General features: G+C 36.0%; 7 protein-coding genes. 6 read left to right on the top strand and 1 reads right to left on the bottom strand.

Annotation, left to right across the window (positions count from 1 at the left end; genetic code table 11):
• A partial coding sequence (locus ABYT26_RS12740) for a TonB-dependent receptor plug domain-containing protein (protein WP_372754471.1) occupies positions 1–1,402 on the top strand: 1,402 nt, incomplete at its 5' end.
• A gap of 3 nt (positions 1,403–1,405) precedes the next feature.
• Here the strand turns inward: ABYT26_RS12740 and ABYT26_RS12745 are convergent.
• Entirely contained in the window at positions 1,406–2,101 is a 696-nt protein-coding gene (locus tag ABYT26_RS12745; protein ID WP_372754473.1) for a LuxR C-terminal-related transcriptional regulator, read from the bottom strand.
• Between the two features lie 244 nt (positions 2,102–2,345).
• Between ABYT26_RS12745 and ABYT26_RS12750 the strand changes: the two genes are divergently transcribed.
• The 5 genes from ABYT26_RS12750 (at position 2,346) to ABYT26_RS12770 (ending at position 13,487) form a co-directional block, all read left to right on the top strand.
• Positions 2,346–3,947, top strand: a complete 1,602-nt coding sequence (locus ABYT26_RS12750) for a hypothetical protein (protein WP_372754475.1) — start codon at positions 2,346–2,348, stop codon at positions 3,945–3,947.
• Between the two features lie 200 nt (positions 3,948–4,147).
• Positions 4,148–7,075, top strand: a complete 2,928-nt coding sequence (locus tag ABYT26_RS12755) for a triple tyrosine motif-containing protein (protein ID WP_372754477.1) — start codon at positions 4,148–4,150, stop codon at positions 7,073–7,075.
• 308 nt (positions 7,076–7,383) lie between these two features.
• A complete protein-coding gene (locus ABYT26_RS12760) occupies positions 7,384–10,413 on the top strand; it encodes a SusC/RagA family TonB-linked outer membrane protein (protein ID WP_372754479.1) in 3,030 nt (1,009 codons plus the stop codon).
• 12 nt (positions 10,414–10,425) lie between these two features.
• The gene (locus ABYT26_RS12765; protein ID WP_372754481.1) at positions 10,426–11,904 is read left to right on the top strand and encodes a RagB/SusD family nutrient uptake outer membrane protein; all 1,479 of its coding nucleotides are present in this window, start codon (positions 10,426–10,428) and stop codon (positions 11,902–11,904) included.
• A gap of 17 nt (positions 11,905–11,921) precedes the next feature.
• Entirely contained in the window at positions 11,922–13,487 is a 1,566-nt protein-coding gene (locus ABYT26_RS12770) for a PKD domain-containing protein (RefSeq protein WP_372754483.1), read from the top strand.
• Positions 13,488–13,514: the final 27 nt, after the last annotated feature.

Below are 13,514 nucleotides of genomic sequence, written 5' to 3' on the forward strand. Positions count from 1 at the left end.
AAACCTGATTGGAGTGGGCTCTATTGATGATTTTGCCATTGCTGCCTCCGACGATCTGGATGAAAGCGAGCAGTCTACCCTCGATCAAACGCCTTTTATCGAGCAACGCACCAATACCATTGGCCTCAGCTGGAAGAATCGTTTTAAAAACAGCAAAGGTTTCATGCAAACCACCATTAGCAATAATTTGTTAGACAATGATTTCTCGAGATATGCCGATAATGAGGAGCAATCGGGTTTGTATTTTAAGAACGATTCGCGTGAAATGGAAAGTAAGTTGCGTTATAGCCTTACCTACTATGCCGATGAATGGCGTCTATCGGGAGGTTTTAATCTGCAACGAAGCGATTACAGGAATAAAACCATTAATGTGAATGAAGGTTTTGAGTACAATACAAAAATGGATTTTATGAAGTACGGATTCTTCATGAATGCCACCAAATCATTTTTTCATCAGAAATTAGACTTCTCCTTTGGTTTGCGAACCGATGGTGATAGTTTCGCTCAAGGAAATGATTTGCTGGCAACTCTTTCGCCACGTGTAGCTTTGTCTTACGAATTTTTCGACGATTGGAAGCTAAAAGCAAGTGCAGGGCGTTACTTTAAGTTGCCACCTTATACTATTTTGGGTTATAAACAAAACAATCTGTTTGTAAATAAGAATGTGGACTATACTCAAAGCGATCATTACGTGCTGGGTATTGAGCGCATATTAGGACCAGCCTCGAATGTAAGTGTTGAAGGGTTTTACAAGCAGTATCATGATTATCCTGTTTCGTTAAGCGATCAGGTCTCGTTGGCCAATAAAGGAGCCGATTTTGAGGTTCTAGGAAACGAAGAAGTGAAAACGATAGGAAAAGGACGAGCTTATGGCATGGAATTTCTTTTTCAGCAAAAGCTGAGTCATCGGTTTTATGGTATTTTCTCCTATACTTTTTTCTACAGCGAATTTACTGGTTTAGATGGTGGTGATTACTTACCTTCTTTATGGGATAGCAGGCATTTAATTTCCTTTACGGGAGGATACAAATTGAAAAAGAATTGGGAAATCAGTGCACGTTACCGATTTGCGGGTGAAACGCCCTATGTCCCTGTCGATCTAGAGGAAACAACAAGGCTTTATCCAGATATTGTTCTTGACTATTCTCGTTTAGGAGAGGAAAAACTCGATGTTTTCAGTCAACTGGATGTTCGGATAGACAAAAAATGGAATTTTAAAAAGCTTTCCTTCGAGTTATTTTTAGAAATTCAAAATTTACTCATGAGTAAAACGCCAGAATCTCCCGATTATGTACTGGAAAGAGATGAAATGGGCGAACTGGTAGAACCTCGTAGTTTAGTACAAGTTAGCGAAGAGGATGGCACGCTAATTCCTACTATTGGTATAGTGATTGATTGGTAAGGATTAAAGTCTGTTATTTGTGTTTTTTTTACAAAAAAAACGGCAATTAGGACACAAAGGAATTGTTATCCCATTGTGACTGTTACTATCGCAAGCATAGCGCATCATCTGAATTTGCGTTATGTTACCAAATTTATGTCTGATATTTTTAATGTGAGTTCGCACAGTAGTTGTGCTGATATTTAAGGTGTTAGCTATTTCTTGGTTGCCTTTTGCAGTAAAAAGAAGGGTTAGAACTTCTTTTTCCCGAAAAGTAAGATTAATGTTGTGCTTGTTTTTTCGTTTCTTCTCAAAAATAATTGGGAGTAGTTTTGAGCAAAAGTATTTTCCAGTTTCCATTACTTCATGAATGGCCAAGATCAATTGTTCCGATGAACAGGATCGGAGTAAATACCCATCAATAAAATAAAAAATTGATTGCAGCAGTTCGCGTGATGGGCTGTCCGATACAATTAGAATTTTTTGAGATGGAAAGGATTGATGTAAATGACTAATATATTCGACATGGTCCATCGAAATAGCCGAAATTTCCACTACTATAATCTCAGCTTGTTTTGCTGCAGAGTCTCCTTCAATATCAGAATAGTTTTTTCTTAATGGAAGAATTGCATGTTTGTTTTGTTTCGATAGAATAGCCTCCAAACCTTCTGCCATCATACATTGGTCGTAAGTGATCAATATTTTGGTAGACTTTTCCATTTGCATGTTGTTTGGTTTCTAAACAAGTTACGTATTTTTTAAAAAATAACACAATATATAATATACTGATAATTAACTCACTGATCGACAATGTTTTTGCTCATTTTGTTGAGATGTAATGAGCGTATTGTCTTTTAAAATGGACAAAATGAGGATTGAAGTTCATACCTTCTTTAACTAACTTAAATAAGTAGTTCATTATTTATATATAATAATTATTTTATTCACTTTAAAAACCATAATCATGAAAAAAAATTTAACCACGCCCTATGTGATACTCATTCTCATAGGATTTTTATGCTTTACTGCTTGCGACGATGAAATTATAGACTCGGAAGCAATTACAGAAGAGGAAAGTCTCGAACTTAAAAAAGGAAGTAATCAGACCAGTACAGATCAGAGTGATTTATATGGAGATTTATGGGTAATGGAACGTGACAATAGTGGTGTGCCTGTTATCTATCCAATGAAATACCAAGCTTACAATCAGGATGTTTTGGTTGAGGGAATTATTGATGTAGTGAATCCTAAACTCGATGGTTCGTTTGAATTGGAAGTATTACTTAGGGATGATGATGGATACATAATTTATGAGTCAAGCACCGATCCTGATCTCGAACCCGTAGCTAAGACAGAATTTGTTCTTATTGAACCTATCGATGGCTATGTTGTTGGATCTGAAAATGTGATATCCTTATACGATGCCGAAGGAGAGGTTCTTACCGAAGTAGCAAATCATGTTACTCCTATAGAAATGGGACGATTAAATATTATTCGGTCACCTTCTACAGTTCTCTCAAAAAGAATGACAGAAGTGATTAAGAATTTTGGCGATGGTACAGTGGCTAATGTGACTCGGGATTTTTGCGGACGTGTAATGATGTTGCGCACCGAAGAAGCCTTAGCAGAAGATAATGAAGATAAACCTATTGATTCTCCTCTTGAGAATTTAGCCATATACAAGGAATTACTTTTGCATGGTTTTGATGGATTAGCTGATGCAAATGGGCTTAATTTTTTAATTGAAGAGGATCTAACTTACGGAGGATTCGATTTTAAATTCAGAGAAGATAATGATTGGGGAAATGGTGCAAAATCATATTCGGAGTTAATAAACAAGGAGCAGCTAGTAATGAATATGGCAGCGGCCTGTATATCTGCCGGATCCGATAAAACAAGTACTTTACTTATTGATGAAATTGTTTTTGTAAATTTATTCATGGGAATTCCCGAAGTATCAAGAAACGATATTTATGAGAAAGCAGAGGAAGGTAATGTTACCTGTTTTTTACCTACTATCTGTCAAGAGGTTAGGATGATGAATAAAACAACGAAAGAGCAATATTCAAAGTATATTTATTACATTGATTTATCCTCTTTTGACTATGATAGAACAAAATTCGAAGAAACTTATCTCGATTATGTGACTATTGTTGCTGATACAGATGAGGATGGAAATGTTATTGGTTCTCATACTGAAACTCTTGTGGAAGATTTGACTCTAGATCAAATTCTTAAGGGAGAAGCTCCATTAACTCAAGATGCAATTGATACCTATCGGTACACAACCGAGGGTAAGCTAACAACAGGAGCAGTTGGATTTGCTTCTCAGGCCGATGATTATGTGCAGGCGCTAGAAGTTGTTCATAATAATGAAGAATTTTTGGTTTGGGATATAGCAACCCCAACTTTTAGCAAGGATAAGACTGTATATCGTGCGGCAAATGCCCCATTTACTTTTGAAGCCGTGGAGGAATCTCATAGTAAAAAGCCTAGTGGAAAAGGAGAAGACTCTTCAGATGATGATGACCTTACTTCTGGATCAGGAAGGTATGGAAGAAAATAAAATGGATAATTAGAAATAAAGAGGTTCAAACGAACCTCTTTTTTATTAAAATTGTCAAAATTCATCGCTTTGGTGAAATCTTTATTATTAGTGCTTTTTAAACCGAATGCTGAATGATCTGCTTTATTTATCGAAATCAATTTTATTTGGATTTCACTGAGAATCCAACTACTTTTCGGAAAATAAAAACTGATTCTATTTTGAAAAGATATTCAATTATTTTTCTCTTACTCATTTTCGCGAATTTTCATGCATTTTCTAAGGTGAAGAGTGTAGGAGTGCCTTTTATAAAGAACTATCTACGAAGTGATTATAATGGTGAAACTCAAAATTGGGACATGGTTCAAACAGCCAATGGCCTACTTTATTTTGCTAATAATGCTGGCGTATTAGAATTTGATGGTAACAATTGGCGTTTAATTCCCATGCCAAATAAGTCGGTAGTTCATTCACTGGCTATTGATAGTGCCTCCAATGTGTATGTTGGAGCTTACAATGAATTCGGAATGCTGGTTCCAAATAAGCAAGGAAAACTCATATATAAATCATTGGTGAATCTTTTATCTGATAAGGAAAAAGATTTTGAGGAAGTTTGGCAGATTTTTACTTACAAAGAGGGAATACTTTTTCATACTTTTAAACAGACTTACTATTATAATAGTGGAAAAATTTCTTATTTAAAATCGAAACAGGAATTGGATTTTAGTTTTCTCGTAAATGACAAATTTTACGTTCGGGAACCCAAAAAAGGTCTTTGCAGGTTGGAGGGAAGGGTATTTGAATTGGTGAAAGGGGGAGAACTATTTAAAGACATTGAAATAGTAGGAATGCTTCCTTTCTCGAGAGATCAAGTAATTATAGCGACAGCATTGAATGGTTTGTACTTGATGGAGGATTCGAAAATTTCACCCTGGAATTCAGTTTTGAGTGATCTATTTAAAAAATATCAGCTTTTTACCACTTGCAAAGTGGGAGATACCCAATTTGCATTCGGAACCGTTCGAAATGGACTCTATATTGTTGATAAAAGTGGTGAAGTTATCCAAAATGTGAATACTAAAAATGGGTTGCAAAACAATACTGTATTAAGTTTGTTGGTAGACAATAGTGATGATTTATGGGTTGGTCTTAATAATGGTATAGATTTTTTGGAGATCAGTTCACCCTTATCAAGTTTTCCAAAAGAAAAAGATTTGGGAGCAGGTTATGCCTCTATTTATCACAATGGATATCTATACCTTGGAACCAATACCGGTTTATATACACGAAAATATAGTTTTTCTTTTCCAGAAAAGTTTAAGGATGAATTCAAACTGGTAAAAAACACATCGGGTCAGGTATGGAGTTTGCAGGTTATTGATGACGAATTGATTTGTGGGCATGATAAAGGAACCTTCAGAATAGAGGGAAAAAGTGCCGAATTGATTTCTTCGGTTAAAGGTGGATGGAAATATCTGTTTAAAAAGGATTTCCCGAATAAAATGCTTGGAGGAACTTATACTGGTTTAATTCTCTTTGAAAAATCAGCAAAAACAAATAACAAGTGGAAATTTGTAAAGAAAATTGAAGGTTTCAATGAATCTTCAAGAGAAATAGTTTGGAACGATGATAATAGCATTTGGATGTGTCATGGTTATAAAGGGGTTTATCGTTTGTTTTTGAATGAAGGATTAGATTCTTGTATTCGTTTCCGTTTTTATGGAGAAGAAGATGGTTTTCAGTCCAACCTGAATATTAATGTACACAAAATTCGGGGCGAAACTGTTTTTTCGAGTCCCTATGGATTTTACAAATATGTTCCCGAATCGGATCGTTTCGAAGAGCATCAGTACTTGAATAATTTATTTGGAAAAGAGTTTCCTGTAAATAAGTTGTTCGAAGAAAAAAATGGGGATGTATGGTTTATTCAGAATGAAAACATCGGTCTCTTAAAATCTCAAATTGATAATTCTTACGAAAAAGTAACCAGACCTTTTGCCTCTTTAAAAGGATCTTTTATTAATGCTTTTGAAAATATTAGTATTCTTGATAAGAAAAATGTAATACTTTGTACCGAAGGTGGTTTTGTTCATTACGCCCCTGGTATTACTAAAAAGTACGATCAGCCTTTCGAGGTGTTAATACGTCAGGTAAATCTGACAACATCCAAAGATTCTCTTCTATTTTACGGAGCTCATTTGAATTCTTCGAAGGTTCAGTTTACAAATAGTGGAGAGAATCGCATTCAGCTTCCTTATAAAAATAATGGCATCCAATTCTCTTACTCAGCTCCTCAATATAGCGAATCTAATCTGCTCCGTTATCAATATCAGTTGGTTGGTTTCGATCATTCCCCTTCGGAGTGGAACACTCATTTACAAAAAGAATATACCAACTTACCTGAAGGTAATTATATATTTAAACTTGCATCGAAAAATCAGTATGGCGTAAAATCAGGAGTAGAAGAATTTCACTTTAGCATTTTACCTCCCTGGTATCGTTCTTTGTGGGCGATTGTTGCCTATGTTTTGTTTTTTATGCTTTGTATTTATTGCATTGTTTTTATCGTTCGACATAGAGTCCGCAAAATGCAAAGTCAATTAAAAAAGAGGCAGGAGGAAGAACTTCGAATAAAAGAACAGAAATTTAGAGAAGAGGCACTTATTTCAGAACGGGAAATTGTTCAGCTTAGGAATGAAAAATTAAGAAGTGAGGTTGATTTTAAGAATCGCGAGTTAGCAGGTTCTACAATGAGTATCATTCATAAGAATGAAGTGTTATCTTATTCGATGGGAGAATTAAAAAAGGCTTTAAAGAAGATTAAAGATCCTGTTGCTTTGGTTCAGGTAAGGCAAATTATTAAAACCATGGATGCCGAGTTTAACAGTGCTCAGGATTGGGAGCAGTTCGAGCTTCATTTTGATAAGGTACACGAAGATTTTTTGAAGAGATTACGATTGCAGTATACTCAATTAACCCCAAAAGATTTGAGAATTTGTGCCTATTTAAGGATGAATTTGTCGACTAAGGAAATTGCACCGTTAATGAATATTTCGGTGCGTGGAGTAGAGATTAGTCGGTATCGCTTGCGTAAGAAATTTAATTTAAACAGAGAGGAGAATTTAATCGATTTTATTTTGAATGTTTAGGCGAGTTTCATTCGTAGATAAAAAAGGCTTACTGGTAGAAAATCAGTAAGCCTTTTTTTTGTCCAAGTTACTTATTTGTTAAAAAGTGTATAAGAAAATAGAAAAAGTAAATAATCAATTAGTCAGTATTATAGCCTTGTTCAGATTTGGTTTGATGTAGTGATGTAGTAGTGGGATGATTGCTTGTTGTGTTTGTGATGTAATTCGTTTTTTGCTTCCAATTAATGCTTAAGCCTACTTTGCAATCGATTTAGGCAGTTTTGCCAACATCATTTCAACTAATTTTTCAAATTTTAACTAAAAGGTTTATGAAAAAAACAGTCTTGTTTTTATTTCTATCATTCTTTTGCCTTACTACGTTTGCGCAAGAGCATGTAGTAACGGGTTTAGTTACCGCAGGGGAGGATGATACTCCTATACCATTTGCTTCGGTGGTGGTAAAAGGAACAACAATTGGAACATCAACAGATTTTGATGGTAAATACTCGATCTCTGTACCAGATGGTTCTACTCTTTCCTATTCTATGATTGGATACGAAACTAAATACGTTTTAGTTGGCGATCAAACTGACATTAATATTGTTCTTACGACCCAAGCTACTGGTCTTGATGAAGTAGTTGTAGTTGGTTATGGTACTCAAAAGAAGAGAGATTTAACTGGTGCTGTTAGCATCGTTGGAGCGAAAACGATTGAAGAGATTAAGCCGATAAAGGTGGAACAAGCTTTACAGGGAACTGTTGCGGGTGTAAATGTTACTTCGCAATCGGGTGCTCCGGGTTCTAGTTTAGACATTCGTATTCGTGGAATTGGTACCAATGGCGATTCTGCTCCTGTTGTAATTATCGATGGTTATCAGGGAGATTTAAGCTTGCTTAGTCCAGACGATATTGAAACCATTACTGTTCTTAAAGATGCTCAGGCAGCTATTTATGGTACGGTTGGTGCCAATGGTATTGTTTTGGTAACTACTAAAAAAGGAAAAAAAGGGAAAACAAATGTTTCAATAAATTCATCAGTAGGAATTCAGGAGACATCACGAAAAGTTCCAGTTTTAAATGCAACCGAATATGCTACTTTATTGAATGAGTCTTTTGCAGCTAATGGCGAAGATCTTCCTTTTTCATCTCTTTCAGGATTAGGAAAAGGTACCAATTGGCAAAATGAAGTTTTCGAACAAGCTCCCATTTATAATACTACAGTTAGTGTTTCTGGAGGTTCCGATAAAATAACTTATTCATTTGGGGCTTCTGATATGGATCAAAAAGGGATTGTTGGTAAATCTAAATCGGGTTACAAAAGAAATACGGCTCGTTTGAATTTAAACGCTGATTTATCGGATAAATTTAAATTAAATTCTTCGGTTATTTATACTTACGTGAAAAGAAAAACCATTAGTGAAAATGGTTTGGGATCGGTACTATTTAATGCACTTAATATGCCATCAACCACTTCAGTTTATGACGAAGACGGAGAATATACATTAGCATCATCCGATTTGGGATCAGAAATTATTAACCCTTTGGCTCAAGTTGATAATACTTACAATGAATATTTCCTTAGAAAATTGAACGGTACTTTTGGTTTAAGTTATGATCTTAATGAGCATATCAAAGGAACAGCTCGTATGGGTTTTAATACAACGAACGATGAATCCAGAGATTTTTCCATGGAAGTTGATTATGGTGGAAAAGTATTTGATGTTACGCAAAGTAGTGTTTATCAGGCTTATAATAACTATAATGATTATACATTTGATGCGTTTATCACTTACGAAAATACCTTTAACCAAGATCATCATGTAACCGCTACTTTAGGTACAACGGTTTACAAAGAATGGGGTAATTATTTGGGTGCAACAGGTTACGAAGTACCTTATAACTCATGGGAGTATGCTGATATTAGTTTGTGTACTGATGTAAGTTCCTCTATATCTAATTACTCGTCTAGTTACGATAACCGGAGACTTTCTTACTTTGCGCGTGCCCAATACGATTATAAAGGCAAATATTTACTATCAGCAATGATTCGTAGAGATGCTTCTTCTAAATTTGGTTCTGGAAATGCTTTTGGTTATTTCCCATCGGCTACTATGGGATGGGTAATTTCTGATGAAGATTTTATGAAAGGAATTAACAATATCGATTTTATTAAAATAAGAGCTAGTTATGGTATTCTAGGTTCAGATAATATCGATGCTTATACCTATACTTCTTCTTTAGATGGTGAAGCTACTTATGTTTTTGATGATGAGTTGGTTTATGGCACAGCCATTGGATCTTTGGTTAACGAAGATGTTAAATGGGAACAATCAGAACAAATTGATTTTGGTTTTGATATGAAGCTTTTTAACAATCGTATTGATTTTAGTGCCGATTATTTTGTGAAAACAACCAAAGATTTGTTGCTTTCGGATGTTTCTGTTTCTGGTATTTTGGGTACAAGTGCTCCCGGGGCATCAGGACCAACAATTAATGCCGGTACTGTAGAAAATAAAGGGTTTGAATTTGCTGTTGGTTACCGAGGAAATATCACTAAAGATTTATCTTATAAAATTAATTACAACTTAACGACATTAAAAAATAATGTGAAACAAGTTGATAATGATACTGGATACGTTGAAGGTGGTTCGTTTGGTGTAGGTCAAAGTTCTCCAGCACGTATGGAAGTAGGGATGCCAATTGGTTACTTCTATGGTTATAAAACCGATGGTTTGTTTCAAAATCAAGCCGAAGTTGATGCAGCTCCTTCTCAGTTAGATTTGGGTGCCGAAGCAGCTCCTGGTGATATTAAATATGTAGATAACAACGGCGATGGTGAGTTAAATTCAGATGATAAAACCAATATTGGGGATCCTATTCCTGATGTTACCATGGGTTTAAATCTGACTTTAAATTACAAAGGCTTTGATTTTGTAGCTTATGCTTACGCTTCCATCGGCAACGATATGATTCGTAACTACGAACGTGATAACGACTACGTGAATAAATTAAGTACCGCTTTAAATAGATGGACTGGTGAAGGAACGAGTAATTCTGTTCCTCGTTTAACCACTGCTTCTACTACCAATTCAATTCTTTCTGAATATTTTGTGGAGGATGCTTCTTACTTAAGAATTCAAAATATTCAATTAGGTTATAGCTTGCCTGAAGGAATCACTCAAAAATTACGCATCAGTAAATGTCGTGTTTATGCAGGAGTAAGCAATCTTTACACTTTCACTAATTATACTGGATACGATCCTGCTGCATCATCAGGAGATCCTATTGGTGGTGGTATTGACTATGGTTTTTACCCAGCTTCAAGAACATATACATTCGGATTAAACCTTAACTTTTAAAAATCCTTGGAAATGAAAATAAAATTCAAAACCTATTTTTTGGTTTTTATATTTCTATCTGTATTCAGCGTTTCTTGCTCAGATAGTTTTGTAGATACAACAGAAGAATACTCTATTGACTCAGAGAATTATTTTAATTCTGAAGAGGATTACTACTATGCTTTAATTTCCTGCTATGATATATTACAGTCTACTTACTTGAATGTTATCTTAGGGGAAATTGCTTCGGATAATACCCTTTGTGGCGGCGAAAGTGCTACCGATGTTACGGGTTGGCAACAAGTTGACGATATGATTCACACTGCCGATAATGATTATATTTCCGATGTGTGGGATTGGATGTTTGCAGGAGTGCAACGTTGCAATTACTTTATGGAGTTTGAAGGCAATATGGATTTCGATGGCAAAGATGAGTACATCGGTGAAGTAAAATTTTTAAGAGCTTACTATTTTTTCGAATTGGTGAAATGGTTCGGAGGGATTCCTTTAAAAATCGATGAGCGTTACGAAATGGGCGACGAAACTACTATTGAACGTTCTACGGTTGCTGAAGTGTACGACCAAATTGAATCTGATTTGTTAGATGCTATAGATGTTTTGCCAGTTACAGCCGATCAAACAGGTCGAGTAACTTTGGGGGCTGCTCAAGCATTATTAGGAAAAGCCTACTTATATCAGGAGGAATTTCAGAATGCTGCTGATGTTTTGGATGATGTGATCAGTAGTGGGACTTACTCTATGGAGTCTGATTATGATATCATTTTCGAAGACGAAGGAGAAAATGGTTCAGGTGCTATTTTTGAGGTACAATACGATGAAACAGAAGGAGCTAGTTTCGACTGTTTAAATTGTAGTGAAGGAAATGTAGCAGTTGGGTTCAACGGGGTGAGAAGTTATGAAGGAGATTACTTTTCTTCTGGATATGGTTTTAACATTCCAACACAAGATGCTGTTGATGAATTTGAAGATGATGATCCTCGTATAGATGTAGCTATTTTGGATATCGAAGCTTGGGCTGAAAGTACAGGTGCTACCTACTCCGAAGGTTATGAGCACACTGGCTATTTCAACAGAAAGTATTTACCTCGAGAAAGAAGCGACGATGCTTCAAGTGATGTGAACTTAACCAATCCTAATAACTACCGTGCTATCCGTTATGCCGATGTTTTGTTAATGGCTGCAGAAGCTTATAACCGTGGTGGTATTTCCGATTCAAAAGCTCTTAGCTATGTAAATATGGTTCGTGACAGAGGATTTGCGGATACCGATCATGAAATTTCAGTAACAGGTGATAATTTAACTGCCGCCATTTACCATGAGCGTAGAGTAGAATTGCTAGGTGAAGGTCAACGATTTTTCGACTTGGTGAGAACTGGTTATGCAGCTGATGCAATAGATGGTTTCACCGAGAATAAAAATGAATTATTTCCAATTCCTGATGAAGAAATTGAATATTCAAATGGTCTTTGGGAGCAAAATCCTGGTTACTAATCTAAACAAAAATGAATATGAAGACATTAAAATATTTAAGCATATTTTTCATATCCTTATTCGCGATTTATTCTTGCGAAAGCGATCAGGATGAAGAATATTCTCTCGATTATTTGGCTGCTCCATCAAATGTGGCAGTAAGCTTCACGTATAGTGATGATAATTCAGGTTTGGTAACTCTTTCGCCAACTGCGGAAGGAGCACAATCTTTCATTGTTAACTTTGGAGATGCTTCTGATACTACTCAATACGACTCTGGCGAAAGCATCGAACACACATATTTAGAAGGAACTTATACTGTAGAGGTTGAAGCTGTTGGAATTACTGGTTTAACAACTGATATAACCGATACTTTAGTTGTTACTTTTTCAGCCCCAGAAAACTTAGTTGTTAGCTACGAAAATGACGCAAGCACATCGCTTCAAGTTAATTTTACTGCTACTGCCGATGATGCCATTGAGTTTTACTACTATTTTGGCGATGGAGATACCGATGCAACTACTGTTGATGAAACTGGTGAAGTATCCTACACCTATTCTGCAGCTGGCGATTATGAAGTAACTGTTGTGGCAAGTAGTGGTGCCATTGCAACTACCGATACTACATTTACGGTAACAGCAACCGCAATCTCGGCTCCAACCGAAGCGGCTCCAACTCCATCGGCTTATAGCTCTAGTGTAATTTCTATTTATAGCGATGCTTACGATGATGTGGCTGATACGGATTTTAATCCTAATTGGGGACAAACCAATGCTGTTTCCTACCCAAGCGTTGACGGCGATAATATGTTGATGTACGCCGGATTAGATTATCAGGGAACACAATTCGGTAGCACAGTAGATGCCTCTTCTATGGAGTATTTACATGTGGATATGTGGACAGCCGATGCGACTTCTGTTTTGATATACCCAATTAGTTCAGCTACTGGTGAAGATAGCTACGATTTAGATATTACTCTTGGCGAGTGGGTAAGCTATGATATTCCTTTGTCTTACTTTACGGATTTGGGTCTTTCAATGGAGGATTTAATTCAATTCAAATTTGTGGGAGATGGAAGCGAAACCATCTATTTAGACAACCTGTATTTTTATAAAACAGCAACAGAGACTTTGAGTATTCCTATGGATTTTGAATCTTCTATATTGGATTATTCATGGGGTGAATTTGGTGGTAGTGTAATGAGTGTTGCCAGTAATCCTTCTTCATCGGGTATCAACACAAGTGCTACGGTTGCCGAAGTTGTAAAATATTCTGGTGGCGAAACCTGGGGTGGAAATTATATCTCACTGGATGATGTGATTGATTTCTCAACAAATACAAGCTTTCAAATCAAAGTCTACTCCCCAAGAGCAGGTGTGCCAGTTATTTTTAAAGTTGAAAATGACGATGATGCATCTGTTTCTTTTGAAGAAACCGTAAATACAACGGTAGCTAACGAATGGGAAACACTAACATTCGATTTCAGTACCATCGATACAAGTAACGAATATCAGAAATTGGTAATCTTTATGGATTACGGAACGGTAGGAGATGGAACAAGTGATTACACTTACTATTTTGATGATATTGAATTAGTTGACTAATTAGTTGAATCGATTTCTTTTGAAAAG

Origin of the sequence: Labilibaculum sp. (genome assembly GCF_041595635.1) — a bacterium.
Taxonomy (GTDB): Bacteria; Bacteroidota; Bacteroidia; order Bacteroidales; family Marinifilaceae; genus Labilibaculum.